Raw genomic sequence first — 26,179 nt, forward strand, 5'->3', positions numbered from 1 at the left:
AGAACAGCGATGCCTAGCCGTCGTGAGCGTGCCAACGCCATTCGTGCCCTCAGCATGGATGCCGTGCAAAAAGCCAACAGCGGCCATCCCGGTGCCCCGATGGGTATGGCGGATATCGCCGAGGTACTTTGGCGCGACTACCTCAAGCACAACCCGAGCAATCCATCGTTCGCCGACCGTGACCGCTTCGTGCTGTCCAACGGCCATGGCTCGATGTTGATCTACTCGCTGCTGCACCTGACCGGCTACGACCTGTCGATCGACGACCTGAAGCAGTTCCGTCAATTGCACAGCCGCACCCCGGGCCACCCGGAACTCGGTTACACCCCGGGCGTAGAAACCACCACCGGTCCACTGGGCCAGGGCCTGGCCAACGCCGTGGGTTTTGCCCTGGCTGAAAAAGTCATGGCGGCGCAGTTCAACCGTCCTGGCCACAACATCGTCGACCACCATACCTATGTGTTCCTGGGTGATGGCTGCATGATGGAAGGCATTTCCCACGAAGTCGCTTCCCTGGCCGGTACCTTGGGCCTGGGCAAACTGATTGCCTTCTACGATGACAACGGCATCTCCATCGATGGCGAAGTCGAAGGCTGGTTCACCGACGACACCCCGAAGCGTTTTGAGTCCTACAACTGGCAAGTGATCCGCAATGTCGACGGTCACGACCCGGAAGAGATCAAGACGGCGATCGACACTGCACGCAAAAGCGAGCAGCCAACCCTGATCTGCTGCAAGACCACCATCGGCTTCGGTTCGCCGAACAAGCAAGGCAAGGAAGACTGCCACGGCGCCCCGCTGGGTGACGCGGAAATCGCCCTGACCCGTGCGGCGCTGAAATGGAACCACGGTCCGTTCGAAATCCCGGCCGATATCTACGCCGAGTGGGATGCCAAGGAAGCAGGTAAAGCTGTGGAAGCCGAGTGGGATCAGCGTTTCGCTGCCTACTCCGCCGCGTTCCCGACTGAAGCCAGCGAACTGGTACGTCGTCTGAGCGGTGACCTGCCGGCTGACTTCAGCGAAAAAGCCTCGGCCTACATCGCCGAAGTGGCCGCCAAGGGCGAAACCATCGCCAGCCGTAAAGCCAGCCAGAATGCTCTGAACGCGTTCGGCCCGTTGCTGCCTGAGTTCCTCGGCGGTTCGGCTGACCTGGCCGGTTCCAACCTGACCCTGTGGAAAGGCTGCAAAGGCGTCACCGCCGAAGACGCCAGCGGCAACTACATGTACTACGGCGTGCGCGAGTTCGGCATGACCGCGATCATGAACGGCGTTGCCCTGCACGGCGGCCTGGTGCCTTACGGCGCGACCTTCCTGATGTTCATGGAATACGCGCGCAACGCGGTGCGCATGTCGGCCCTGATGAAGCAGCGTGTGATCCACGTCTACACCCACGACTCCATCGGTCTGGGCGAAGACGGCCCGACTCACCAGCCAATCGAGCAACTGGCCAGCCTGCGCTGCACGCCGAACCTCGACACCTGGCGCCCAGCCGACGCCGTTGAATCGGCGGTGAGCTGGAAGTACGCGCTGGAGCGCAAGGACGGTCCTTCAGCCCTGATCTTCTCGCGTCAGAACCTGCAGCACCAAACCCGTGATGCCGGCCAGATCGCCGACATCAGCCGTGGTGGCTATGTGCTCAAGGACTGCGCGGGCGAGCCTGAGCTGATCCTGATCGCTACCGGTTCCGAAGTCGGTCTGGCTGTTCAAGCCTTCGACAAACTGACCGAGCAAGGCCGCAAGGTTCGCGTGGTGTCCATGCCGTGCACCAGCGTGTTCGATGCCCAGGACGCCGGCTACAAGCAATTGGTCCTGCCGTTGCAAGTCAGCGCCCGTATCGCCATCGAGGCTTCCCATGCGGACTACTGGTACAAGTACGTGGGCCTGGAAGGCCGCGTGATCGGCATGACCACTTACGGCGAGTCGGCGCCTGCGCCGGCCTTGTTCGAAGAGTTCGGCTTCACCCTGGAAAACATCCTGGGTCAGGCTGAAGAGCTGCTGGAAGACTGATCCAGAAAAGATGTCGTCTGGACTGACGTCTTCGCGAGCAAGCCCGCTCCCACATGGGGTCAATGTTGTGAGCACTATTTGTGTCTCACAACAAATCCCCTGTGGGAGCGGGCTTGCTCGCGAAAGCGATGGTCCAGGCGCCATCGCACTAACGGATTCACCACGGTAATCGAGAACCCCATGCCTCAACCGCGTCCTTACAAAGTTGCACTCAACGGCTATGGCCGGATTGGTCGTTGCGTCTTGCGTGCGTTGTTCGAGCGAGGCGACAAGGCCGGGTTCGAGATTGTCGCGATCAACGATCTGGCAGACATGGCCAGCATCGAATACCTGACACGCTTCGACTCCACCCATGGCCGGTTCCCCGGCGAAGTGAAGGTCGACGGCGATTGTCTGCATATCAATGGCGACTGCGTGAAGGTCCTGCGCAGTGCCACCCCCGAAGGCATCGATTGGGCGTCCCTGGACGTCGATCTGGTGCTGGAGTGCTCCGGCGCTTACCACACCCGCGAAGACGGCCAGCGTTTCCTCGACGCCGGCGCCCCGCGTGTGCTGTTTTCCCAGCCGATGGCCAGCGAGACGGACGTCGACGCGACCATCGTCTATGGCGTGAACCAGGATTGCCTGACCGGCGACGAGTTGCTGGTGTCCAACGCGTCCTGCACCACCAACTGCGGCGTGCCGCTGTTGCGCCTGCTGAATCAGGCCATTGGCCTGGACTACGTGTCGATCACGACCATTCATTCGGCGATGAACGATCAGCCGGTCATCGATGCCTACCACCACGAAGACCTGCGCCGCACCCGTTCGGCGTTCCAGTCGGTGATTCCGGTGTCCACCGGTCTGGCGCGTGGTATCGAACGCCTGCTGCCGGAACTTGCCGGACGAATTCAGGCCAAAGCCGTGAGGGTGCCGACGGTCAACGTGTCCTGCCTCGACATTACGATGCAGACCGCCACCGCGACCGACGCCACCGAGGTCAACCGGATCCTGCGCGAAGCCGCCACCAGCGGCCCGCTCAAAGGCCTGCTGGCCTACACCGAGCTACCCCACGCAAGCTGTGATTTCAACCATGACCCACATTCGGCGATCGTCGATGCCAGTCAGACCCGCGTTTCCGGCCCTCGGCTGGTGAACATCCTGGCCTGGTTCGACAACGAATGGGGTTTTGCCAACCGAATGCTGGACGTTGCAGAACATTATCTGCAAACAGCCATTTCAAAAAAACCGTAGGAAGTGCGACCCATGACCGTGTTGAAGATGTCCGACCTCGATCTGCAAGGTAAGCGCGTATTGATCCGCGAAGACCTCAACGTCCCAGTAAAGGACGGTGTTGTCACCAGCGATGCGCGTATCCTGGCCTCGCTGCCGACCATCAAGCTGGCCCTGGAAAAAGGCGCGGCCGTGATGGTCTGCTCGCACCTTGGCCGTCCGACCGAAGGCGAGTTCTCGGCCGAGAACAGCCTCAAGCCAGTCGCTGACTACCTGAGCCGTGCTCTGGGTCGTGAAGTGCCGCTGGTGGCCGATTACCTGGGCGGTGTCGACGTGAAAGCGGGCGACATCGTGCTGTTCGAAAACGTGCGCTTCAATAAAGGCGAGAAAAAGAACGCCGACGAACTGGCCCAGCAATACGCCGCCCTGTGCGACGTGTTCGTGATGGACGCCTTCGGCACCGCTCACCGTGCCGAGGGTTCGACCCACGGCGTGGCCAAGTTCGCCAAAGTCGCTGCTGCCGGCCCGCTGCTGGCCGCTGAACTGGACGCACTGGGCAAAGCCCTGGGCGCCCCGGCCCAGCCGATGGCGGCCATCGTCGCCGGCTCCAAGGTGTCGACCAAACTCGACGTGCTGAACAGCCTGAGCCAGATCTGCAACCAGTTGATCGTCGGCGGCGGCATTGCCAACACCTTCCTGGCTGCTGCCGGTCACCCGGTCGGCAAGTCGCTGTACGAGCCGGACCTGCTGGACACTGCTCGCGCCATCGCCGCCAAGGTCAGCGTACCGCTGCCAGTGGACGTGGTGGTTGCCAAGGAGTTCGCTGAAAGCGCCGCTGCGACCGTCAAGCTGATCGCTGACGTTGCTGCCGACGACATGATCCTGGACATCGGCCCGCAGACCGCGGCGAATTTCGCCGAGCTGCTGAAGTCGTCGCAAACCATCCTGTGGAACGGTCCGGTCGGCGTGTTCGAATTCGATCAGTTCGGTAATGGCACCAAGGTGCTGGCCCAGGCCATCGCAGACAGCGCAGCGTTCTCTATCGCTGGCGGCGGCGACACCCTGGCGGCCATCGACAAATATGGCGTTGCCGAGCAGATCTCCTACATTTCTACCGGCGGTGGCGCGTTCCTCGAATTCGTCGAAGGCAAAGTGTTGCCAGCCGTTGAAGTCCTGGAAAGCCGGGCCAAGGCCTGAGGGTCGCCCGTTTGACCAGGCAAGGGAGTGTTGAAATGGTCAAGACGCTAGCGCTGTTGATCGTCGCAGGTTCACTGGCGGCTTGCGGGAGTAATCCGAAAGCCACGCCGGAACCTGCGCCGTCTGCGCCACAGAGCGGTTGCTACCAGGCCGACTGGCAGGCGGAAACCAATCCGGTGCTCAACAAGCGCGCAGGTCCCGAGGGCCTGGACAAATACGAGACCCAGGCACCCGCCAAGGAACATGGATGTCCTTGACGGGTCTGACTCTTTACTCAGGGCTGGCGGCGTGCGCCGTCAGTCGAGGGGCACGGATGAAAGGTTTTATCGCAGTTGCGGCATTGGCGTTGTTGGCGGGTTGTGCTCAGTTGAACCTGTTCCAGTCGTCCGCGCCTGTGGATAACTGGACCACCTGGACCTGCGACAGCCAGGCCAAAGTGCTGTGGCGCTACACTGACGACAGCCTTAGGGAGGTCGACGTGCGCCTGGGCGGTGCCGATCAGGTCTACCGCCTGAAGCAGGAACCGGGTGCATCGGGTTCGCTGTATAGCAATGACATGCTGGCGTTTCACATAAAAGGTGAGGAAGGCCTGGTTTACTGGGTCGCCACCAATGATTTGATTGGCCGTGGCTGTCACCTGTAGGAGCGAGCTTGCTCGCGATGGTCGTTAACGATGACGCTGGGTGCCTGAATGCCCGCATTGTCTGGGCCACCATCGCGAGCAAGCTCGCTCCCACAGAGGGACCGACGTTTTAGAGTTGATGCAACACCGAATCCGCAGCCCGGGCCAACCCCCGATCTGCAAAAACTTGAATAGCCGCCGCCGCTACGGCAGGCTGGCACGATTAACGACCCTCAACCGGGAGAGATATACACAATGGCACTTATCAGCATGCGCCAGATGCTGGACCACGCAGCCGAGTTCGGCTACGGCGTTCCAGCCTTCAACGTCAACAACCTTGAGCAGATGCGCGCCATCATGGAAGCCGCTGACAAGACTGACTCCCCGGTGATCGTCCAGGCTTCGGCCGGTGCTCGCAAATACGCCGGTGCACCGTTCCTGCGTCACCTGATCCTGGCAGCCATCGAAGAATTCCCGCACATCCCGGTGTGCATGCACCAGGACCACGGCACCAGCCCTGACGTCTGCCAGCGCTCCATCCAGCTGGGCTTCAGCTCGGTGATGATGGACGGTTCCCTGGGCGAAGACGGCAAGACCCCGACTGACTACGACTATAACGTGCGTGTGACCCAACAAACCGTGGCCATGGCTCACGCCTGCGGCGTTTCGGTAGAAGGCGAGCTGGGCTGCCTGGGTTCGCTGGAAACCGGCATGGCCGGTGAAGAGGACGGCATCGGCGCCGAAGGCGTTCTGGATCACAGCCAGATGCTGACCGACCCGGAAGAAGCCGCTGACTTCGTAAAACGCACTCAGGTGGATGCCCTGGCCATCGCCATCGGTACCAGCCACGGCGCCTACAAGTTCACCAAGCCGCCTACCGGCGACGTGCTGGCCATCGACCGCATCAAGGAAATCCACAAGCGTATTCCGAACACTCACCTGGTGATGCACGGTTCGTCTTCGGTTCCGCAAGAGTGGCTGGCGATCATCAACCAGTACGGCGGCGACATCAAGGAAACCTACGGCGTACCGGTTGAAGAAATCGTCGAAGGTATCAAGCACGGCGTGCGCAAGGTCAACATCGACACCGACCTGCGCCTGGCATCCACTGGCGCAATGCGTCGCCTGATGGCTACCAACCCGAGCGAGTTCGACCCGCGTAAATTCTTCGGTGCCACCGTCACCGCCATGCGCGACGTATGTATCGCTCGCTACGAAGCCTTCGGCACTGCCGGCAATGCTTCGAAGATCAAGGCGATCTCGCTGGAAGGCATGTATCAGCGTTACCTGAAAGGTGAGTTGAACGCCAAGGTCAACTAAGCCTGAGCGTTAAACTGCCTTGATGAAAAACCCGCCGAGAGGCGGGTTTTTTGTGGGCGATGATCTAAGGCCTGCGCGGTCAGTGTGGGAGCGGGCTTGCTCGCGGAAGCGGTGTGTCATTCAGTGTTAATGTCATCTGACACTACGCCTTCACGAGCAAGCCCGCTCCCACAGTGTCAACGATGCCTCGACATCATTGATTGTGATCGATATCCAGCTTGCTGAAGGTCACTTTGCCGCCTTCAGTGGTGTACCCGGTGTTGTCCTGCACATAGACCCCGGCCTTGAAGTACAGCGGTTTGTCGCGCCAGGTTGTGCTGATTTGCGTATCCCACTGATAACCTGCCGCGCTGATGCCCAAGGCGCCACCGGGGCTGAGGTGAATGAGGTAGTTGAACTCCTGGTCGAGTTTCACCCCCGTCGCAACGATGATCACCCGGCCTGTATCGTCATCGGGATGCATCCGGACCTTGGCAACGATATTGCCGGTGCCTGTACTGGTTTTGTATTGGTATTCGACCTTCACCAGAGGTTTCTGGCTTTGATAGGCATGGATCTGGCCGATGACGATCTTCCCGGAACTCGGCACCTGGTTCACTGCCAGAGTGGCATACAACAAATTGTCGGCCTCCGGGTAATACCAGTTTTTCAACGTGCCGTTGCTGTAGGTTTCACGCAGTTCGGTGCGTGGGTAAATCGCGTTTTCGGTACGGGAGCCGGTCACGGGCGTCCAGAAAAACAATGTGCCGGTATCTGAATGGAAGTATTGATCCTTGAAGCCATCCACCAGTTTGGCGGTTTCGACGGTGTACGGCGGGCTGCCAACGGGGACGCTGAGGTTCCAGGTTGCGAGGTCGATCATGTCGGTTCTTCCACTGGGATCATGCAGAATGGGCGTGCCAGAAGCTCTAGATCGCACCTTTGGGGCGGCCTTTATAAGCGTAGCGGGGGATTTTGTTAATGCCCGCCTGACGGGTGGTTGACGTCAACATCCTGTCGAAATGCCATCTTTCCCGGGCTCCACCGGGCTGAACCATCGACCGTTAGTCGGTAAAAAGACACAATGATTAGATGGTGGCCTACTGACACCTTCTGCTTTTGCAGAACCGGGTCTAGAGTGATGGCACCGTATTTGTCCGGTTTTCACGAGAAGCCGGCCTGACACCCCGCAATTAGAGAAGCAGCATGGAATGCGCGCAACCCACGCCAGTAGACGGCGGCTCAACCCTTTTAGTCGTCGACGATTACCCTGAAAACCTGATCAGCATGCGCGCGTTGTTACAGCGCCAGGACTGGCGGGTCATTACTGCCGCCTCGGGTTTCGAGGCCCTCGGCTTGTTACTTGAACACGACATCGACCTGGTACTGCTGGATGTGCAGATGCCGGGCATGGACGGCTATGAAGTGGCGCGCCTGATGCGCGGTAGCCAGCGGACCCGCCTCACACCGATCATTTTCCTGACCGCCAACGAACAGTCCCGGGACGCCGTGATCAAGGGCTATGCCAGTGGTGCGGTGGATTACCTGTTCAAGCCGTTCGACCCGCAGATCTTCACGCCCAGGGTCCAGGCGTTGCTCGAGCACCAGCGTAACCGCCGGGCCTTGCAGCGCCTGAGTCATGATCTGGAAGCGGCTCGTGCCTTTAATGCGTCGGTGCTGGATAACGCAGCCGAAGGCATTCTGGTCTTGGGGGAGGACGGTCTGATTCGTTTTGCCAATCCGGCGATGTCACGGTTGCTCAATGCCACGGTGCAGGAACTGCAAGGCAAGGAGTTTGTGGACTACCTGCAAAAACCACATATCCCGATCTGGGCCGATTCCGAGTTGCTGGCCGGATACAAACGCGGCGAAACCCTGCGCCTGCACGATGCCCTGCTACGGACGGCGCCCGGCCAGCAGGTGCCGGTGGCCTTGTCCTGCGCGCCATTGCCCGCCGAGCAACAGGCGATGGTGGTGACCGTGCTGGACATGTCGGTGGTGCGCCATCTGCATCAGCAACTGGAGTTTCAGGCGGTCACCGATCCGCTGACCGGATTGCTCAACCGCCGGGGGCTCTACCAGACCGTAGAGAACCTGCTGTTGCGCGGTGAGCGTTCCGACAGTTCCTGGGTCTTGATGTACCTGGACCTCGACGGCTTCAAGCGAGTCAATGATTCGCTCGGGCACGATGCTGGCGATCGGGTGCTGCGCTGGGTCTGCGAACAGTTGAAGGCTTGCCTGGGGCCCTTCGACATTCTGGCGCGGATGGGCGGCGACGAATTCACTGTGCTGCTGGATCTGGAGTACCCCGAGCAGGCGGCGAAGATTGCCGAGAAACTCATCGAGCGAGTGTCGATCTGTCAGCAGATCGATGGCCTCGATATCGTGCTGGGTGCCAGCATTGGCATCGCCACGTTCCCCGATTGTGGCGCCAACCTCGACGGGATGCTGCGGGCGGCCGACATCGCCATGTACGAAGCCAAGCGTGCCGGCCGCCAGCAATATCGCTTCTACGATCATGAAATGAACGGCCGGGCGCGCACGCGGCTGATGCTGGAAGAAAGTGTGCGCACAGCCATCGAGAACCGCGATTTCAATCTGGTGTATCAGCCTCAGGTGGCGATTGCCGACGGGCGGCTTCGTGGCTTCGAGGCCTTGTTGCGCTGGCAGCATCCGAGCGTTGGCGATGTCCCCCCGGGGCTGTTTTTGCCATTGCTGGAGGAGGCGCGGCTGATCAGTCGCCTGGGCAGCTGGATCTACCATCGCAGCATCGGGCAGCGCAAAGCCTGGGGGGCTCTGTTTACCGAGGACCTGGTGCTCGGCGTCAGCTTGAGCAGTACGCAGTTCGGCATGCCCAACCTGGTCACCGAGTTGCGCCAGGTGCTGGAGCGCCATGGCTTGCAACCGCGTCATCTGGAAGTCGAGGTCACGGAAGAGGCCTTGATGCACAACCCCGAAGAAACCCGCAAGCAATTGCGCCTGCTGCACAATCTGGGCGTACGAGTGGCATTGGATGACTTCGGGGCCGGCCCCTGCTCCCTGACGCACTTGCGCGACCTGGAGCTGGATACCCTCAAGATCGACCGCCATTTGATCGCCCGGTTGCCGGAGTCGGTACGGGATGCGGCGCTGGTGCGCAGTGTGATCGACCTGTGCAAGCAGTTCGGGATGCTGGTGATTGCCGAAGGGGTGGAAACCGTCGCGCAGTATGAATGGCTGCAAGCCAATGGCTGTGAATATGTGCAAGGTTTTCTGGTGGCCCGGCCGATGATGGCCGAAGACACCGGGGTCTTTGTCCAACCGTTTGACTGGAGCGCGCTGGCCCGCTGAATTCGCTACACTGGCGAACTTTTAGTGACCTGTATTGCCGCCCCGATGACCGTGTTGAAATATCTCCAGGCCTATCCCGCCACCTTGCAGGATCAGGTGCGCCAGCTGATCGCCGACGGTCGGCTGGGCGATTACCTGAGCCAGCGTTACCCGCAAAAGCACGGGGTGCAGAGCGACAAGGCGCTGTACACCTATGCCCTGGACCTCAAGCAGGAATACCTGCGTAATGCCCCGGCCATCGACAAGGTGCTGTTCGACAACCGCCTGGACCTGACTCATCGCGCGCTCGGCCTGCATACCACGATCTCCCGGGTGCAAGGCGGTAAACTCAAGTCCAAGAAGGAAATCCGCATCGCTTCGCTGTTCAAGGAAGCGCCTTGCGAGTTCCTGAAAATGATCGTGGTGCATGAGCTGGCGCATTTCAAGGAATCGGACCACAACAAGGCCTTCTACAAACTGTGCGAGCACATGCTGCCGGGTTATCACCAGGTGGAATTCGATGTGCGGGTGTACCTGACGTGGCGGGACATGCAGTAGTTATCGCCGCCGAGAATCGCAACAAGGAGTGTGTAGATGGACGTGAGCAAGACCAAGAGCAGCTTCTATCGTCGGTTGTACGTGGCGTACCTGATCGACAGCGGGCTGGCCAGCAGCGTCCCGGCGCTGACTGAAGTGACCGGCATGCCCCGGCGCACGGCGCAGGACACCATCGCGGCGTTGGCGGATCTGGATATCATTTGTGAGTTCGAGCAGGAAGAGGGTGCGCGTAACCATGCGGGGCGCTATCGGATTCGCGAGTGGGGGGCGATCGATCGCGGGTGGATCGAGCGTAATCTGCGGCAGATCAAGGCGGTGTTGGAGTATCCCTGAAATCTTTCAGTGGTTTGACTGACGCCTTCGCGAGCAAGCCCGCTCCCACAGGTTTCCGGTTGGATCAAAATTATTCAATCCAACCGGAAACCTGTGGGAGCGGGCTTGCTCGCGAAGAGGCCCTTACGGACGACGCATCCCGATATGCGGAATGCCATCCTCGACAAACTCCTCGCCCGTCACGACAAACCCGTACCGCCCGTAATACCCCTGCAAATGCGTCTGGGCCGAGAGGTAGATCGGCGTTTGCGGCCAGCGTTCTTCAATCTGCTTCAACGCCTGGTCCATCAACTCATGTCCAAGCCCGGCGCCTCGTGCGTGTGGAGCAATGATCACCCGACCGATCACTACGTCCCCGCCTTGCAGTTCCGGGTCGAGCAGCCGCAGATAGGCCACCAGTTGATTGCTGTCCCAGGCCATCAAGTGACAAGTGTCACCTTCCAGGTCCTGGCCATCCACGTCTTGATAAGCGCATTGCTGCTCGACGACGAACACTTGCGCACGCAACTGCAAAATGGCGTACAGCTGCTCCTTGCCCAGGTCGCTGTGGTGTTTGCAGATCCAATCGACTGTCATGTTTTGATTCCCTGAAAACGTCGTTCCGATACTAAGCGCACTCACGCCAGAAGTCTTTATGGCGGAAGAGTCTGTGATATAGGCCAAAATGCCATCATTCATTTTTCGCGCGGATGTCTTCTTTGTGTAATCTGGATCGAAGCGCTGTGCTGTGGCTTCGATGAGCTGATGTTGAGTACCCGGGTCCTGCCGGTAAGGGGCCTTGGGGTTTTAGCTGAAAACACGTCGGGCAACCCGCCCGCTAAGGATTTTCTGGCATGCCGCGGTTGCATCGAGCTTTGGCCTTGATTGGGTTGCTGTTGCTGGTTCAGGGAGCGGCGGCAGAAAAACTGCGGTTGGTCGCTGATGCCTGGCCACCCTTTACCGACGCCACGCTCGTCAACGGTGGTTTGGCCACGGACATTGTCAGTACCGCGCTCGCCAGGGTCGGCTATGCCAGTGAATTCGAGCAGGTGCCCTGGGCACGGGCCTTGATGGGATTGGGCGAGGGCCGATACGACGTGCTGGTCAACGCCTGGTACTCGGAGGAGCGGACCAGGCTTGGCCAGTTTTCCGGCGAGTACCTGCTCAATCGCGTGCGCTTTCTCAAGCGCAAGGACGCGCCCATCGAATTCAATAACCTGCAGCAATTGCACACTTATCCGATTGCCATCGTGCGTGGATACGCCTATTCGCCCTCGTTCGACAACGACAATTCGTTGCAGAAAATCCCTGTGCACAGTTTCGCCATGGCGGTGCGCATGCTCGCGGCTGACCGGGTCAAGCTGACGCTGGAAGATGAGTTCGTCGCCCGCTATTACCTGGCTCGCGAGTCGCCCAAGGTGCGTAATGCCGTGGAATTCCTGCCCAAGGCGTTGAGCGAGAACAGCCTGCACATTCTGGTCAGCCTGAAGAATCCCGAGCATGCACGGATCGTTGCCGGTTTCGACCGCGAGATCGCGGCGATGAAGGCGGACGGGAGTTATGACAAGTTGATGAGGCAGCATGGGATGTAAGTGAGTTGATCCAGATTCTGTGCTGTTGCTGATGGCCTCTTCGCGAGCAAGCCCGCTTCCACAGGGTTATCTGATGGTCACAAGATTTGTGTTCACCTTCGCCCACTGTGGGAGCGGGCTTGCCCGCGAAGGGGCCGGTACATTCAGCCGGGATCTCAATCCTCGCTGGTGTCCTTGATGAGATGCGCCGCCAACGTCCGCAACGGCCCCAACTGCCGGCAGATCAGCGCCAGTTGCGTCTGCACCAACCGCTGCCCCTCATCGATTTCATCAGGCATCTGTTCCAGTCCATTGGCCAGTGCTTCTTCTTCATCGCTCTGAATCTCGATCGAAGATTTGCTCGCCAGCCCTTGGGCGATCTCGTCGATGCTGGCGGCCAGTTTCACCCCGGCCCCATCGATCAAATGCTCGCGCACGTCCGCCGGCAGTTGGGTTTCCCGGTGCGCGCCCAGGCCCGACAGGTAACTGAGCAGCGTGTGGGACAGCACCAGGAAGCGGAAGCCCACATCCGCTTCCTTACGAAAGTGTCCCGGCTCCATCAGCATGTTGGCCAGTGTGGTCGACAGCGCCGCGTCGGCGTTGTGCGCGTTGCGACGGGCCAGGCGGTAGGCCAGGTCGTCGCTTTTGCCCGCCGCGTATTGCTGCATGATCTGGCGCAGGTAAATGCTGTTGCAGGCCAGGGTGTTGGCCAGCACTTTGTTCAGGCGTCGGCCCTGCCAGTCCGGGAGGAACAGGAACACCGCGAGCCCGGCAATCAGGCTGCCGAGTAAGGTATCGAACAGCCGTGGCAGGAACAGCCCGTAACCGTCACCCACCTGGTTGAAGCAGAACAGCACCATCAGGGTGATCGCGGCCGTCGCCAGGGTGTAGCGGGTGGTGCGGTTAGTAAAGAACACCACCCCGGCGGCAATGGCGAAACACGACTGGATCAGCGGGTTCGGGAACAGGTCGAACAGCGCCCAGGCCAGGGTCAGGCCGATGGCGGTGCCGATGATCCGTTGACCGAGTTTGCGGCGGGTGGCGCCGTAGTTCGGTTGGCAGACGAACAGCGTAGTGAGGATGATCCAGTAGCCTTGGGACGGGTGAATCAAATGCACCATGGCGTAGCCGATGCTCAAGGCCAGGGGCAATCGCAGGGCATGGCGGAACAGCAGCGAGGTCGGCGTCAGCTGCGTGCGCAAGCGCAGCCACACGTCCTTGAGGCTGCGCGGCGAACGGTCGAGCAGGCTGCTGTCGGTGGCGTCGGCCAGGGCGTCGGGGTTACTGGCATCGCTGAGCAAGCGGTCGAGAGTACCGAGGTTGGCCGCCAGTGCCCGCAGTGAACGCAGCAAGCCGCGCCAGGCCGGGTTGCTCTGGATGCGCAGGTGTTCGAGAGAGGCATCCAGGTCGCTCAGGGCCTCGGCGAAACTGGCGTCATAGGTGAACGGCTGGCGCATCTGGATCGATTCGGCCAGGGCCCGGCAGGCCTTGCCTTGCTGACGCAACAGGCGTTGGCAGCGGAACAGCACGTCGCTGTGGAAGAAGGCGTCGGCCAGGGCGTTATAAGGGTAGTGCGATGAGCTGGCGCGCTCGTGGATGTCCTGGGCAAGGAAGTACAGCTTGAGGTAGCGGCTGACTTTCGACCCCGGGCGACCGTTGCCGACCCGGTGCAGGATGATCTCCTTGGCGGCGTTCAATGCCGCCACCACCCGGCCGTTCTGCTGGGCCAATTCCAGGCGCCGCGCCTCCACGTCCATCTGCCGGATCGGCTCGAACAGCGAGGATTTCAGCTTCAGGTAAAAGCCCAGCTCGCGGAACAACCGCGCCAGGCTCTGCTGCACCGGCTGATTGGAAAACAGCGCCTGCCACACCACCGACAGCAAGCCGTACCAGGCAGCACCGGCCACCAGCAGTAACGGCTCGTGCCAGACGTCGCTGACCGCACCGCCACGCTGGTCCACGCCGATCATGGTGTAGACCGACAGAATCAGCGTCGCTGAGGCAATCGCGCCATAGCGTTCGCCGAGGGCACCGAGCATGGTCAGGCAGAACGCGGCCAGGGCGAAGGCGATGATAAACAGCGAGGGGTAGGGGAAGAGCAGTTCGACAGACAGGGCGGCAACCGCGAAACACACCAGCGTCACGGCCAGCGCGTTGATACGGCCCTGCCAGCTGTCGTCGGTTTCGGCCAGGGCACTGGCGATAATCCCCAGGAACAACGGGATCAGCAGGCCCATTTCATCCTGATACCAACACAGCGCCATGGTGCCGGTCAGGGCAATGAATACCCGCACGCTGTAGCTGAATTTATCTAGCGCCCAAAGGCGACGCAGAGACTGGCGGAACGAAGTCGATGACATGAAATGCGAAGGCCTTCCGAGGCAATGACGCTAAATTGAGCCACTAATGACGCCGACGCAATGGCGCCGATCACATCAGACAGCAAAATCTGTTCCTTTGGGCATTGGTGATCAGGGTTGATCACAAGTTTTGTGGCTGGTCGAGAAACCTGTGGGAGCGAGCTTGCTCGCGATGAGGCCATAACATTCAACAGAGATGTTGACTGATAGGCCGCCATCGCGAGCAAGCTCGCTCCCACAGGGGGTTGTGTTGATTTTTGAATCAGACGTACTGCGCAGCTGCGTAGCCCGAAGCCCACGCCCACTGGAAGTTGAACCCGCCCAGATGCCCGGTCACGTCCAGCACTTCACCGATGAAGTACAGCCCAGGGCTTTTCAGCGATTCCATGGTCTTGGACGACACTTCATTGGTGTTGACGCCGCCCAGGGTCACCTCGGCGGTGCGGTAGCCTTCGGTGCCGGCGGGCACGACTTTCCAGCTCGCCAGTTTTTCCGCGATATCGGCCAGTTCGGCGTGGGTGTACTGCTTCATCGGTTTGGAGACGAACCAGTTGTCCGCCAGCAGGTTGGCCATCTTCTTGGTGAAGATTTCCCCGAGCAGGGTTTTCAGCTCGCTGTTGGGACGTTCGGCCTGCTGCTGTTGCAGCCAGCTCGGCACGTCGTGATCCGGCAGCAGGTTGATCTCGACGGTATCGCCGGACTCCCAGAACGACGAGATCTGCAAAATCGCCGGGCCGCTCAGGCCACGGTGGGTGAACAGGATGTTCTCGCGAAAGCTCTGGTCGTTGCAGCTCACCAGGCAATCCACCGACGTACCGGACAGCTCAGTGCACAAGGCCTTGAGCTGATCGGTGATGGTGAACGGCACCAGGCCGGCGCGGGTCGGCAGCAGTTCGTGGCCGAATTGCCTGGCCACTTGATAGCCGAAACCGGTGGCGCCCAGGGTCGGGATCGACAGGCCGCCGGTGGCGATCACCAGGGATTCGCAGGTGATTTGGTCGAGCGTGGTGTCCAGCAGGTAGCCGCTTTCGAGCTTCTCGATGGTCTGGATCGAGGTGTCCAGGTGCAGGCTGACGCCGACCTGATCGCACTCGTTGAGCAGCATCTCAAGGATGTCGCTGGATTTGTTATCGCAGAACAGCTGGCCGAGTTTTTTCTCGTGGTACGGCACGCCGTGCTTGGCCACCATGCCGATGAAATCCCACTGGGTATAACGGGCCAGGGCGGATTTGCAGAAGTGCGCGTTCTGCGAGAGGAAATTGCTCGGTTCGGTGTACATGTTGGTGAAATTGCAGCGGCCACCGCCCGACATCAGGATTTTCTTGCCGGCCTTGTTGGCATGGTCGAGCAACAACACCTTGCGCCCGCGCCCGGCGGCGGTCAGTGCACACATCAACCCTGCGGCGCCAGCGCCAATGATCACGACTTCGGTAGAGCGCAAAACGGTGTCCTCTTGATGTATCACCACAAAACCAATGTGGGAGCGGGCTTGCTCGCGAAAGCGGTGTATCAGTCACCTGATAGATCGACTGACAGATTGCATTCGCGAGCAAGCCCGCTCCCACAGGGATGTGCGTTGTTCTTACAAAATGCGAACGCGCAACGAACGGCCCTTGATCTTGCCGTCGTTCAAACGCTGCAAGGCCTGCTTGGCGACGCCGCGCTCCACGGCCACATAGGCCTGGAAGTCGAAAATCGCGATCTTGCCGACCTGGGCACCGGGGATGCCGGCGTCACCGGTCAGTGCGCCAAGAATGTCGCCCGGACGAACCTTGTCCTTGCGGCCGGCAGCGATGCACAGGGTGCTCATCTGCGGCAACAGCGGGCCACCACCCTTGGAGGTGAGGTTGTCCACCTGGTCCCAGGTCAATGGGGTCTTCTGCAATTGCTCGATGGCCTGGGCGCGCTGCGCTTCGGACGGCGCCACCAGGCTGATGGCGAGGCCTTTCTCACCGGCACGACCGGTACGGCCGACGCGGTGAATGTGGATTTCCGAATCACGGGCCAACTCGACGTTGATCACCATGTCCAGGGAATCGATATCGAGGCCGCGCGCAGCGACATCGGTCGCCACCAGTACCGAAGTACTGCGGTTGGCGAACATTGCCAGCACCTGATCGCGGTCGCGCTGTTCCAGATCGCCATGCAGGCCGACGGCGGAAATGCCTTTGGAGGACAGGTGATCAACGGTTTCCTGCACTTGCTGCTTGGTGTAGCAGAAGGCCACGCAGGACGCCGGACGGAAGTGGCCAAGCACCTTGGTCACCGCACTCATGCGGTCATCCGGGGAGATCTCGTAGAAGCGCTGCTCGATCTGCGTGTCGTCGTGGAACGCCTCGGCCTTCACTTGCTGCGGGTTGCGCATGAATTTGGAGGCCAACTGCTTGATGCCTACCGGGTAGGTGGCGGAGAACAGCAGGGTCTGGCGACGCTCCGGGGCCTGCATGATGATTTCTTCGATGGAATCGTAGAAACCCATGTCGAGCATGCGGTCGGCTTCGTCGAGGATCAGGGTGTTCAGGCCGTGGAGCACCAGAGAACCCTTGCGCAGGTGCTGCTGGATGCGTCCCGGGGTGCCGACGATGATGTGCGCGCCGTGTTCCAGCGAAGCGATCTGCGGGCCGAGGGACACGCCGCCACACAGGGTCAGGACCTTGATGTTGTCTTCGGCCCGGGCCAGGCGACGGATTTCCTTGGCGACCTGGTCAGCCAGCTCGCGGGTCGGGCACAGGATCAGCGCCTGGCAACCGAAGTAGCGCGGGTTGATCGGGTTCAGCAGGCCGATGCCGAAGGCGGCGGTCTTGCCGCTGCCGGTCTTGGCCTGGGCGATCAGGTCCATCCCCTTGAGGATCACCGGCAAGCTTTGCGCCTGGATCGGCGTCATCTGGGCATAACCGAGGGAGTCGAGGTTAGCCAGCATGGCGGCGGACAGCGGCAAAGTATTAAATTCGGTGGCGATGGTGGTCACGGGACTGGCCTGCAAAACAAAATGTCGCGCAGTGTACCAGTCCGGTGGCCATTCGCCCTAAGGCTCTATGTGTTCTTCCGGACGCTTAACTCGCCGTCCGTCATTTTTTGACAGTTGCGAGAAGATCGTAGCGGCCAGCATCGCCATGATTCCTACGGTCACGAAGGTCAATTGGAATGCCCCCAGGACCGTGTCCACGCCATCATTACCAATTTCCGCGGTAAAGCCACCGAGCAACGCACCGGCGCAGGCCACGCCCAGGCTCAGGGACAATTGTGCGACCACCGACAGCAAACTGTTGCCGCTGCTGGCGCTGGCATCGTCGAGGTCGATCAGGGTCACGGTGTTCATCGCGGTGAACTGCAAGGAGTTGATCGCGCCAAGGATCGCCAGCAAACACAGCAGTAGCCAGTACGGCGTCTGCTCGCTGACCAGGCCCATGCTCGCCAGCATGATCCCCAGCGCCAGGGTGTTGCCGGTGAGCACGATGCGGTAACCCAGGCGCTCGATCAGCGGTCGCGCCACCCACTTGGCGATCATCGCCGCCGCCGCCAGGGGCAGCATGCTCATCCCGGCCTGGGACGGCGAATAGCCCAGCGCCACTTGCAGCAGCAACGGCACCAGAAAGGGCAGGGCGCCACTGCCGAGGCGGGCGAACAGGTTGCCGAGAATGCCCACGGCAAAGGTCCGGGTCTTGAACAGCGACGGCGCGAACAACGGGTTCTCGATATGCCCGGCGCGCAGCCAGTACGCCGCCAGGCACGCCATGCCACCGAACAGCAGCAACATCACCCGCAGGTGCGGCAGGTGCGGCAGGTGCAATTCACCCAGGCCTTCCATGGCGATGGTGATCAGAATCATCGCCGCGCCAAACAGCACGAAGCCCAGGCTATCGAAACGGGTGCGCTCGGAACCGCGCAGGTCGGGGATGAATTTCCACACGGCGTAGCAACCGACCAGCCCCACCGGCAGGTTGATCAGGAAGATCCAGTGCCAGGTCAGGTATTGCACCATCCAGCCACCCATGGTCGGGCCGATCAAGGGGCCGAGCAGCCCGGGAATGGTGATGAAGCCCATGATCCGCACCAGTTCCGAGCGCGGGTAGGCGCGCAACACCACCAGCCGCCCGACCGGCAGCATCAACGCGCCGCCCAGGCCCTGGATCACCCGGGCGCCGATCAACTGGGTCAGGCTGGTCGACAATGCGCAGAGCAGCGAGCCGAGGCTGAACAGCAAAATCGCACTGAAGAAGATTTTCCGGGTGCCGAAGCGGTCGGCGATCCAGCCGGACGCGGGAATCAGCAAGGCGACGGTGAGCATGTAGGCGATGATCACGCCCTGCATGCGCAGTGGATCTTCGGCCAGGTCGCGGGCCATGGCCGGCAGGGCGGTGTTGAGGATCGTCCCGTCGAGGGACTGCATGAAGAAGGCAATGGCGACGACCCAGGGTATCCAGCGGGCGGTTACAGCGTCGAGAGGTGGGCGGTTGGGCATGGGACCTCTGGATTGATGAAGTTAATGCAAGGTCATGGTGGGTCGAGATTCATGTGGGAGCGGGCTTGCTCGCGAAAGCGGTGTATCAGTCACCAAATAGATCAGCTGAAAGATTGCATTCGCGAGCAAGCCCGCTCCCACAGGTTTGCTGTGCACTTGAGACTTGTGTTTACAGCGTCAGAGTCAATCGGCTGACCAACGCCCCCGGCAACAACGCCGAAGCCGTCGCCCGTTGGCTGTAGGTACTCGCCGACAACAACAACTCCCGCTCCTCGGTCAACGCTTCCAGCTGCGAACCGAGCAGGCTGAAGGCGCTGTCATCGAAGCGCATGGTGCTGACCGGTGCCTGAATCTCGCCGTTCTCGACCCAGAACGTGGCAAAGCGGGTCATGCCGGTCAGGCGTGCGGCCGGTTGATCCGAGAAGTTCAGGTACCACAGATTGCTGATGTACAACCCCGTGCCCAGTTGCTTGAGGATGTCCGCATCATGCAATGCCCCGGCTTTCATGTTCAGCGCGCTCGGCGATTCACCGCCGCTGGCGCCATTGGCGGTCAAACCGTATTCGGCGGCGCTGCGCGAGCTGACCAGTCGTGCCCCGGCCTTGCCGTCGACGATCAACCCCAGATCGCTGCGCGGATAACCTTCATCGGAAAATGCCGGGCTCAGTGAGCCGCTGACTTTTTCATCCAGCGAGACCAGCGGGCTGAAGGCGCTGTCGCCACCGTAGAGCTTTTGCAGGGGGCTGCTTTTGCTGGCAATCGACTGTGCCGAGAAACCACCCCAGCACAGCATGCCCATGATTTCTTCCAGCGCCGCCGGTGCCAGGTAGGCGCGGTACTGGCCGGGCGGCAAAGTGCGCAGCGGCCGGCCCAGAAACTCAAGCTGCTCGCGGGCTTGCTGGAAACGTCTGGCAAAGCCTTCGCTGTTCCAGTCGTGCCCGGCGTAGCTGGCTTTCACGGCCTGGCCGTTCTCGTGGAACAGGCTGAAGTCGAAGTTGAAGCTGTTGGCCTGATGCCAGCCGAAGGCGCCCGAAGAGCTGGCAAAGCCACGACTGATCGGGCCGGCAGCGTAGAAACCGACAAGATCCAGGCCTTCGGCGGCCTGGGTGATTTGCGCGACCACCTCTTCAGTGTCCGGCAGCGGATGCGACTGCACGTTGTTGCTCTGCCAGCCATTGTGGTTGAGCAGCAAATAAGGATCCTGAGGCAGCAGCGGCAAGGTTTCCCGCAGCTGTTGCAGGCCTTCGGTCAAACGTCGCAGATCAACCTGGGGATCGCCGGCCAGGGTGATGTTCAGGTCGGCATGGCGGCCTTCGTTGATCAGTTTCAGGCCGATGCTGGCCTGCTGCACCTGACCGGCCTGACGCACCCTGGCGTGGTTGAAACGCACGAAGGCCGATGATTCGGCGGCGTAGCTGAGGGTGAACTGCTCGGGCTCGTGAAGCGTTGCACGCAGGCTGTTGACCAGCGCCCTGAACGACGCGGACTGGCTGTTTGAAGGATTCATCAGGCGTCTCCTCCGAATACATCAACGTTGCTGAATACACAGGCCGGTGACGCGTGGCCGACGCGGATCACCTGGTTCGGTTCGCCCTTGCCGCAGTTCGGTGTGCCGAGGACCTTGAAGGTACTGGCATCGCCGACGGCGCTGAGGCTTTTCCAGAACTGCGCGGAGATGCCCCTGTAATTGGGATTCTTTACCACCCCCTTGAGTTCGCCGTTTTCGATCAGTTGGCCCCATTCGCAGCCGAACTGGAATTTGTTGCGCGCATCGTCGATCGACCATGAGCGGTTGGTCGACATCAGCACGCCGTGTTCGATACCGCCGATCAACTGCTCGATGGACTGATCCCCCGTTTCGATGTTGAGGTTGGCCATGCGGTCAATCGGTGGGCGGTTCCAGCCGCAGGCGCGGCTGTTGGCGACGCCGTCCATGCCAGCGCGGAATTGCGACAACGCACCGCCCAGCGGGCGCAGCAACAGGCCTTCACGGATCAGGAACTGTTTGCTGGCGGGCGTGCCGTCGTCGTCATGGCCGTAGCTGGCGAGCTCCTCGGGGATGTCCGGGTCGAAGGTCACGTTGAGCAGGCCGGAACCGTATTGCAGGCGGCCGAAATCACTGGCTTTGACGAAGCTGGTGCCGGCGTAGTTGCGCTCGTCGCCGAGGATGCGGTCCAGTTCCAGCGGATGGCCGATGGACTCGTGGATTTGCAGCATCATCTGGTCGGGCATCAGCAGCAGGTCGCGCTGGCCTTGCGGGGTGTTCGGCGCCAGGAGCAATTGCAGGGCCTGATCGGCCACCTGGGCACCGGCACCGATCAGGCCGCAGCGGCTGATGACGTCCGCCGCGCCTTGCTGGCCGAAGTTCTCGCGGCCAAGGCTGCGGGTCTGGCTGTCGTTGCCGTCGTAGGCCGTGACGTCCAGGCCGGGGTAGACAAAACGTTGGGCCTGGCGCAGTTCGGCGCCGGCGCTGTTGAGGTAGATCTGCTCGACGTGGGTGATACCGAGGCTGACTTGCCAGTTCACCAGGCGCTCGTCCTTGGGCACGGCGGCGGATTCGGTGCCGAGCAACTGGAAGCAGTCGCTCAGGGACGGGAAGGCCTGGTCGAGGTTGGGTGAAAAGTAATCGGCGCGGTCACTGGAAACAGCCTGCTCGCGCAGGTCCAGCAGGGCGTGGGGTTTGAGCCGGCGGGCCTGGAGTTCGGCGCGTTCGAGGGCGGCCTGCAGGCCCTGTTGCGACAGGTCGTTGGTGGCCGCATAGGCCTCGACGCCATTGACCCGCACGGTCAGCATCGCCCCTTCGTCACGGCTCAGGCTCGGCGGTTCGGCGACGTTCTTGCGCACCGACAGGTACTGCCCGGATTCGCGCACATAACGCAGGGAAAAGAATTCGGCACCCGTGCGCAAGGCAGCGAAGCGCTGCTTGAGCTGGGGGTAGAAATCGAACATTCGTGAACCTCCTGGGTATGGAGTGGCGGTGGAGCGGTGCTGCGAGGGGGGGTGAAACGATTGCGTGGCGCTAGATTAGGCTTGCGAGGGGGGAGGATCAAGGGTAAGACGGTGTCGAGAAGGCTTGCCGGGAGATGTGTGGTGTCTGGTCGGGCCTCTTCGCGAGCAAGCCCGCTCCCACATTCAATCCCGGGTGTTCACAAAATCTGTGTCCACTGGAGATCAAGTGTGGGAGCGGGCTTGCTCGCGAATAGCCGTAACGCGGTGTAACGCCTTAAGCGATCTGGCTCAATTCCCGCACCGGCTTGCCCTTCACCGGCGCTTCACCCGCCACATAGTAAGTGGCAGTGCTGCGCGGCAACGGCTTGCGACCACGGATCTTGTCGGCGATTTTCTCGGCCATCATGATCGTTGGAGCGTTGAGGTTGCCGGTGGTGATGATCGGCATGATCGACGCATCGACTACACGCAGGCCTTGCATGCCGTGCACGCGACCTTCGCCATCGACCACGGCCATTTCGTCGGTGCCCATCTTGCACGAGCAGGACGGGTGGAACGCGGTTTCGGCATGCTCGCGGATGAACTTGTCCAGTTGCTCATCGCTCTGCACGTCGATGCCCGGGCTGATTTCGCGACCACGGAAGGCGTCCAGTGCAGGTTGCTGCATGATTTCCCGGGTCAGGCGGATGCCGTCGCGGAACTCCTGCCAGTCCTGCTCGGTGGCCATGTAGTTGAACAGGATGCTCGGGTGCTGGCGCGGGTCCTTGGACTTGGCCTGGATGCGCCCGCGGCTCGGCGAACGCATGGAGCCCATGTGCGCCTGGAAACCGTGCTCTTTCACACCGTTGCTGCCGTTGTAGTTAATCGCCACCGGCAGGAAGTGGTACTGGATGTTCGGCCATTCGAATTCCGGACGGGTACGGATGAAACCGCCGGCTTCGAACTGGTTGCTGGCGCCGATGCCGGTGCCGTTGAACAGCCACTCGGCACCGATGGCCGGTTGGTTGTACCAGAGCAGCGACGGGTACAGCGAGACCGGTTGGGTGCAAGCGTATTGCAGGTACAGCTCAAGGTGATCCTGCAGGTTTTCACCGACGCCCGGCAGGTCGTGGACCAGCGGAATGTCGAGCTTGTTCAGCAGCTCGGCCGGGCCGACGCCGGAGCGTTGCAGGATCTGCGGCGAAGCGATGGCGCCGGAGCACAGCAGCACTTCCTTGCGCGCCTTGACTTCAACACGCTCTTCAGCGGTACCGACCAGGTAACGCACGCCGACCGCACGCTTGCCTTCGAACAGGATCTTGTCGGTCAGGGCGTGGGTGACGATGGTCAGGGTCGAACGCTTCTTGGCCACGTCCAGGTAACCACGGGCGGTGGAGGCACGACGACCTTTCGGGGTCACGGTGCGGTCCATCGGGCCGAAGCCTTCCTGCTGGTAGCCGTTCAAGTCTTCGGTGCGCGGGTAACCGGCCTGCACGCCGGCTTCAACCATGGCGTGGAACAGCGGGTTGTTGCCGGCTTTCGGCGTGGTCACGCTGACCGGGCCGTCGCCGCCGTGGTAGTCGTTCGGGCCGATGTCGCGGGTTTCCGCTTTACGGAAGTAGGGCAGGCAGTCCAGGTACGACCAGTCCTCAAGGCCTGGCAGTTTCGCCCAGCCGTCGTAGTCCATGGCGTTGCCGCGGATGTAGCACATGCCGTTGATCAGCGAGGAACCGCCCAGGCCCTTGCCGCGACCGCATTCCATGCGACGGCCGTCCATGTGTGGCTCGGCATCGGTTTCGTAGGCCCAGTTGTAGCGACGGCCTTGCAGCGGGAACGCCAAAGCGGCCGGCATCTGCGTGCGGAAGTCGAAACGGTAGTCCGGGCCGCCCGCTTCGAGCAGCAGGACGGTGACGCCTGCGTCTTCGGTCAGACGGGTCGCCAGGGTGTTACCGGCCGAGCCGGCACCGATGATGATGTAGTCGAATTCTTGGGACATTGAATGCACCCTCTTTGATGTTGGTCAGGTCTGGCCTGACGAGTGCTGCGCACTCGATTCACGAGCAAGCCCGCTCCCACATTTGATCTCTGGTGTACACAGGATCTGTGTCCGCCACTGGCCCCTTGTGGGAGCGGGCTTGCTCGCGAAGAGGCCCTCGCGAGCAATACAGGTCTCGGGTCTTAGAACACCGAGACGTAATCGCCCAGCTCGACCTGTACCGATTTGATGCGGGTGAAGTTGTTCAGCGAGCTGATGCCGTTCTCACGGCCGACACCCGACTGCTTGTAGCCGCCAACCGGCATCTTCGCGTCGGACTCGCCCCAGGCGTTGATCCAGCAGATACCGGCTTCCAACTGATGAATCACGCGGTGGGCGCGGTTCAGGTCCTTGGTGACGATACCGGCGGCCAAGCCGAAGTCGGTGTCGTTGGCGCGGCGGATCACTTCTTCCTCGGTTTCGTAGGAGAGGATCGCCATGACCGGGCCAAAGATTTCTTCACGGACGATGGTCATGTCGTCGGTGCAGTCGGTGAACACGGTCGGCGCCACGAACGCACCCTTGGCGAATTCGCCGTCGGTCAGGCGCTCACCGCCGCACAGCAGGCGGGCACCTTCTTCCTTGCCCTTGGCGATGTAGCCCAGCACGCTTTCCATGTGCGCAAAGCTGACCAGCGGACCGAAGTTGGTGTTTTCGTCTTGCGGGTTGCCGATGCGGATGCGTGCAACGCGCTCGGCGATCTTGGCTTCGAAAGCGGCCTTCAGGTGAGCCGGTACGAACACGCGAGTGCCGTTGGTGCAAACCTGACCGGAGCTGTAGAAGTTGGCCATCATCGCGGTGTCGGCAGCGCGATCGAGGTCGGCGTCGTCGCAGATGATCAGCGGCGACTTGCCGCCCAGTTCCATGGTCACGTCCTTGAGCGAAGAGCTCGAAGCGCTGGCCATGACTTTCTTGCCGGTGTCGGTGCCGCCGGTGAACGAGACTTTCTCGATGCGCGGGTGTTCGGTCAGCCAGGTGCCGACTTCGCGGCCGCTGCCGGTCAGGACGTTGAACACGCCGTTTGGCACGCCGGCTTCGGTGTAGATCTCGGCCAGTTTCAGGGTGGTCAGCGAGGTGACTTCGCTTGGTTTGAAGATCATCGCGTTACCGGCCGCCAGGGCTGGTGCGGATTTCCACAGGGCGATCTGGATCGGGTAGTTCCACGCGCCGATACCGGCCACGACGCCCAGCGGCTCGCGACGGGTGTAGACGAACGAAGTGGTGCGCAGCGGAATCTGCTCGCCTTCGATGGCCGGTACCAGGCCTGCGTAGTATTCCAGCACGTCAGCGCCGGTGACGATGTCGACGTAGCGGGTTTCGGAGTAGGCCTTGCCGGTGTCCAGGGTTTCCAGGGCGGCCAGTTCGTCGTTGCGCTCGCGCAGGATTTCCACGGCGCGACGCAGGATGCGCGAACGCTCCATGGCGGTCATGGCGGCCCAGATTTTCTGGCCCTTTTCGGCGCTCACCACAGCGCGCTCGACGTCTGACTGGGTCGCACGTTGCACTTTTGCGAGGACTTCACCGTTAGCCGGGTTGATGGCTTCGAAAGTGGCGTCGCTGCTGGCGTCGCTGTACGCGCCATCGATGTAGAGTTTTTGCAGTTCGAAACGGGCCATAAAGTCCTCGCAAGAGCATTAAGTGGCTGGCGCGGTTCGGTGGTTGAGCGTTTATGTGTGCTCTAACTCACCCGCTTGGCCAGTTGGGTATCCATGTATTCGTAAGCAATCTGTTGCGCCTGCCCGGTGTCGAAAGCATCTCCCGACAGCGCGCCGCGCAACCACAAGCCGTCGATCAACGCAGCCAGGCCTCGGGCGGCACTGCGCGCATCATTGAGCGGCAGCACGCGGCGGAACTGGCAGCACAGGTTGGAATACAGACGGTGATCGTTGATCCGCTGCAACCTGTGCAAAGACGGCTGGTGCATGCTGGTGGCCCAGAAGGCCAGCCAGGTTTTCATTGCCGGGCCATTGACCTGGCTGGCGTCGAAGTTGCCTTCGATGATCACCTGCAGATGCGCCCGCGGGCTGTCATCTTTCAGCGCCTGTCGGCGCAGGGTGACGTTCTCGCTCAGGACGGTCATCAGGTACCCCATGGTGGCGGCAATCAGGCCGTTCTTGTCCTGAAAGTAGTGACTGATGATGCCATTCGAGACACCGGCCAAACGGGCGATCAGCGCAATGCTGGCGTCCCCCATTCCGACTTGATCGACCGCCTGCAAAGTGGCTTCGATCAATTGCTGGCGGCGGATGGGTTGCATACCGACCTTGGGCATCTTGCACATCTCCTTAGGCCTTCCGGTGGACGTAG

Annotated in this window: 21 protein-coding genes; 10 read left to right on the forward strand and 11 right to left on the reverse strand. The window is 61.2% G+C overall.

The annotated features are described in order from the left end of the window. The first annotated feature begins 9 nt into the window (after window positions 1-9). The 6 genes from tkt to fba all read left to right on the forward strand — a co-directional run bounded on the left by tkt (window position 10) and on the right by fba (window position 6,358). Window positions 10-2,007, forward strand: coding sequence for a transketolase (gene tkt / locus KGB28_RS12465; protein ID WP_223445437.1), 1,998 nt, complete (start codon window positions 10-12; stop codon window positions 2,005-2,007). Between the two features lie 180 nt (window positions 2,008-2,187). Beyond that, on the forward strand, window positions 2,188-3,240 hold the full coding sequence (epd, locus tag KGB28_RS12470; RefSeq protein ID WP_223445439.1) for an erythrose-4-phosphate dehydrogenase: 1,053 nt from the start codon (window positions 2,188-2,190) through the stop codon (window positions 3,238-3,240). A gap of 12 nt (window positions 3,241-3,252) precedes the next feature. Beyond that, window positions 3,253-4,416: a phosphoglycerate kinase gene (locus KGB28_RS12475; RefSeq protein WP_150755134.1), complete on the forward strand. Its 1,164-nt coding sequence runs from the start codon at window positions 3,253-3,255 to the stop codon at window positions 4,414-4,416. A 35-nt stretch (window positions 4,417-4,451) separates the two neighbouring features. Then, window positions 4,452-4,673, forward strand: coding sequence for a hypothetical protein (locus tag KGB28_RS12480; RefSeq protein WP_150725097.1), 222 nt, complete (start codon window positions 4,452-4,454; stop codon window positions 4,671-4,673). A 56-nt stretch (window positions 4,674-4,729) separates the two neighbouring features. Further along, a complete protein-coding gene (locus KGB28_RS12485; protein WP_223445441.1) occupies window positions 4,730-5,059 on the forward strand; it encodes an MliC family protein in 330 nt (109 codons plus the stop codon). 234 nt (window positions 5,060-5,293) lie between these two features. Further along, a complete protein-coding gene (gene fba / locus KGB28_RS12490) occupies window positions 5,294-6,358 on the forward strand; it encodes a class II fructose-bisphosphate aldolase (protein WP_007981624.1) in 1,065 nt (354 codons plus the stop codon). Between the two features lie 193 nt (window positions 6,359-6,551). Here fba and KGB28_RS12495 read toward each other — a convergent pair whose 3' ends face one another. After that, entirely contained in the window at window positions 6,552-7,220 is a 669-nt protein-coding gene (locus tag KGB28_RS12495) for a polysaccharide lyase family 7 protein (protein ID WP_223445443.1), read from the reverse strand. 323 nt (window positions 7,221-7,543) lie between these two features. On the opposite strand from KGB28_RS12495, the gene KGB28_RS12500 reads away from it, so the two are divergent. The 3 genes from KGB28_RS12500 to KGB28_RS12510 are packed head-to-tail and all read left to right on the forward strand — an operon-like array spanning window position 7,544 to window position 10,537. Continuing rightward, the gene (locus KGB28_RS12500) at window positions 7,544-9,667 is read left to right on the forward strand and encodes a putative bifunctional diguanylate cyclase/phosphodiesterase (RefSeq protein ID WP_223445445.1); all 2,124 of its coding nucleotides are present in this window, start codon (window positions 7,544-7,546) and stop codon (window positions 9,665-9,667) included. Window positions 9,668-9,712: 45 nt separating this feature from the next. Continuing rightward, complete coding sequence (locus KGB28_RS12505; protein WP_223445447.1) at window positions 9,713-10,204, forward strand: YgjP-like metallopeptidase domain-containing protein; 492 nt, start codon at window positions 9,713-9,715, stop codon at window positions 10,202-10,204. 36 nt (window positions 10,205-10,240) lie between these two features. Further along, complete coding sequence (locus KGB28_RS12510) at window positions 10,241-10,537, forward strand: helix-turn-helix domain-containing protein (RefSeq protein WP_090178776.1); 297 nt, start codon at window positions 10,241-10,243, stop codon at window positions 10,535-10,537. 123 nt (window positions 10,538-10,660) lie between these two features. On the opposite strand, the gene KGB28_RS12515 is transcribed toward KGB28_RS12510, so the two are convergent. Next, window positions 10,661-11,113 carry a GNAT family N-acetyltransferase gene (locus KGB28_RS12515; protein WP_223445449.1) on the reverse strand — a complete coding sequence of 151 codons (453 nt, stop codon included), beginning with the start codon at window positions 11,111-11,113 and terminating at the stop codon, window positions 10,661-10,663. A gap of 257 nt (window positions 11,114-11,370) precedes the next feature. On the opposite strand from KGB28_RS12515, the gene KGB28_RS12520 reads away from it, so the two are divergent. Continuing rightward, window positions 11,371-12,108: a substrate-binding periplasmic protein gene (locus tag KGB28_RS12520; protein ID WP_223445451.1), complete on the forward strand. Its 738-nt coding sequence runs from the start codon at window positions 11,371-11,373 to the stop codon at window positions 12,106-12,108. Window positions 12,109-12,263: 155 nt separating this feature from the next. Here KGB28_RS12520 and yccS read toward each other — a convergent pair whose 3' ends face one another. From yccS to betI, 9 genes are all read right to left on the reverse strand, one after another. Next, a complete protein-coding gene (yccS, locus tag KGB28_RS12525) occupies window positions 12,264-14,447 on the reverse strand; it encodes a YccS family putative transporter (protein ID WP_223445453.1) in 2,184 nt (727 codons plus the stop codon). Window positions 14,448-14,709: 262 nt separating this feature from the next. Continuing rightward, window positions 14,710-15,888, reverse strand: a complete 1,179-nt coding sequence (locus KGB28_RS12530; protein ID WP_223445455.1) for an NAD(P)/FAD-dependent oxidoreductase — start codon at window positions 15,886-15,888, stop codon at window positions 14,710-14,712. Between the two features lie 141 nt (window positions 15,889-16,029). Next, window positions 16,030-17,367 carry an ATP-dependent RNA helicase DbpA gene (gene dbpA, locus KGB28_RS12535; RefSeq protein WP_263296697.1) on the reverse strand — a complete coding sequence of 446 codons (1,338 nt, stop codon included), beginning with the start codon at window positions 17,365-17,367 and terminating at the stop codon, window positions 16,030-16,032. Window positions 17,368-17,472: 105 nt separating this feature from the next. Then, the gene (gene mdtD / locus KGB28_RS12540) at window positions 17,473-18,909 is read right to left on the reverse strand and encodes a multidrug transporter subunit MdtD (protein WP_223445459.1); all 1,437 of its coding nucleotides are present in this window, start codon (window positions 18,907-18,909) and stop codon (window positions 17,473-17,475) included. Window positions 18,910-19,078: 169 nt separating this feature from the next. Next, entirely contained in the window at window positions 19,079-20,416 is a 1,338-nt protein-coding gene (locus KGB28_RS12545; RefSeq protein ID WP_223445461.1) for a TldD/PmbA family protein, read from the reverse strand. Further along, window positions 20,416-21,858, reverse strand: a complete 1,443-nt coding sequence (locus tag KGB28_RS12550) for a TldD/PmbA family protein (RefSeq protein WP_223445463.1) — start codon at window positions 21,856-21,858, stop codon at window positions 20,416-20,418. Before KGB28_RS12550 ends, KGB28_RS12545 begins: the two co-directional genes overlap by 1 nt. Before the next feature lie 274 nt (window positions 21,859-22,132). Further along, a complete protein-coding gene (gene betA / locus KGB28_RS12555; protein WP_223445472.1) occupies window positions 22,133-23,833 on the reverse strand; it encodes a choline dehydrogenase in 1,701 nt (566 codons plus the stop codon). Window positions 23,834-24,015: 182 nt separating this feature from the next. Beyond that, the gene (betB, locus tag KGB28_RS12560; RefSeq protein WP_150725111.1) at window positions 24,016-25,488 is read right to left on the reverse strand and encodes a betaine-aldehyde dehydrogenase; all 1,473 of its coding nucleotides are present in this window, start codon (window positions 25,486-25,488) and stop codon (window positions 24,016-24,018) included. 62 nt (window positions 25,489-25,550) lie between these two features. Continuing rightward, window positions 25,551-26,144 (reverse strand): transcriptional regulator BetI, encoded by a 594-nt coding sequence (gene betI, locus KGB28_RS12565; RefSeq protein ID WP_223445474.1) that lies wholly within the window; start codon window positions 26,142-26,144, stop codon window positions 25,551-25,553. Between the last annotated feature and the right edge of the window lie 35 nt (window positions 26,145-26,179).

This window comes from Pseudomonas sp. BF-R-19, assembly GCF_019956445.1.
Lineage (GTDB): Bacteria > Pseudomonadota > Gammaproteobacteria > Pseudomonadales > Pseudomonadaceae > Aquipseudomonas > Aquipseudomonas fluorescens_BH.

Excerpts from the sequence above, each read along its gene's own strand:
- tkt (WP_223445437.1), top strand. The coding sequence starts at position 10 with ATGCCTAGCCGTCGTGAGCGTGCCAACGCCATTCGTGCCCTCAGCATG.
- epd (WP_223445439.1), top strand. The coding sequence starts at position 2,188 with ATGCCTCAACCGCGTCCTTACAAAGTTGCACTCAACGGCTATGGCCGG.
- KGB28_RS12475 (WP_150755134.1), top strand. The coding sequence starts at position 3,253 with ATGACCGTGTTGAAGATGTCCGACCTCGATCTGCAAGGTAAGCGCGTA.
- KGB28_RS12480 (WP_150725097.1), top strand. The coding sequence starts at position 4,452 with ATGGTCAAGACGCTAGCGCTGTTGATCGTCGCAGGTTCACTGGCGGCT.
- KGB28_RS12485 (WP_223445441.1), top strand. The coding sequence starts at position 4,730 with ATGAAAGGTTTTATCGCAGTTGCGGCATTGGCGTTGTTGGCGGGTTGT.
- fba (WP_007981624.1), top strand. The coding sequence starts at position 5,294 with ATGGCACTTATCAGCATGCGCCAGATGCTGGACCACGCAGCCGAGTTC.
- KGB28_RS12495 (WP_223445443.1), bottom strand. The coding sequence starts at position 7,220 with ATGATCGACCTCGCAACCTGGAACCTCAGCGTCCCCGTTGGCAGCCCG.
- KGB28_RS12500 (WP_223445445.1), top strand. The coding sequence starts at position 7,544 with ATGGAATGCGCGCAACCCACGCCAGTAGACGGCGGCTCAACCCTTTTA.
- KGB28_RS12505 (WP_223445447.1), top strand. The coding sequence starts at position 9,713 with ATGACCGTGTTGAAATATCTCCAGGCCTATCCCGCCACCTTGCAGGAT.
- KGB28_RS12510 (WP_090178776.1), top strand. The coding sequence starts at position 10,241 with ATGGACGTGAGCAAGACCAAGAGCAGCTTCTATCGTCGGTTGTACGTG.
- KGB28_RS12515 (WP_223445449.1), bottom strand. The coding sequence starts at position 11,113 with ATGACAGTCGATTGGATCTGCAAACACCACAGCGACCTGGGCAAGGAG.
- KGB28_RS12520 (WP_223445451.1), top strand. The coding sequence starts at position 11,371 with ATGCCGCGGTTGCATCGAGCTTTGGCCTTGATTGGGTTGCTGTTGCTG.
- yccS (WP_223445453.1), bottom strand. The coding sequence starts at position 14,447 with ATGTCATCGACTTCGTTCCGCCAGTCTCTGCGTCGCCTTTGGGCGCTA.
- dbpA (WP_263296697.1), bottom strand. The coding sequence starts at position 17,367 with ATGCTGGCTAACCTCGACTCCCTCGGTTATGCCCAGATGACGCCGATC.
- mdtD (WP_223445459.1), bottom strand. The coding sequence starts at position 18,909 with ATGCCCAACCGCCCACCTCTCGACGCTGTAACCGCCCGCTGGATACCC.
- KGB28_RS12545 (WP_223445461.1), bottom strand. The coding sequence starts at position 20,416 with ATGAATCCTTCAAACAGCCAGTCCGCGTCGTTCAGGGCGCTGGTCAAC.
- KGB28_RS12550 (WP_223445463.1), bottom strand. The coding sequence starts at position 21,858 with ATGTTCGATTTCTACCCCCAGCTCAAGCAGCGCTTCGCTGCCTTGCGC.
- betA (WP_223445472.1), bottom strand. The coding sequence starts at position 23,833 with ATGTCCCAAGAATTCGACTACATCATCATCGGTGCCGGCTCGGCCGGT.
- betB (WP_150725111.1), bottom strand. The coding sequence starts at position 25,488 with ATGGCCCGTTTCGAACTGCAAAAACTCTACATCGATGGCGCGTACAGC.
- betI (WP_223445474.1), bottom strand. The coding sequence starts at position 26,144 with ATGCCCAAGGTCGGTATGCAACCCATCCGCCGCCAGCAATTGATCGAA.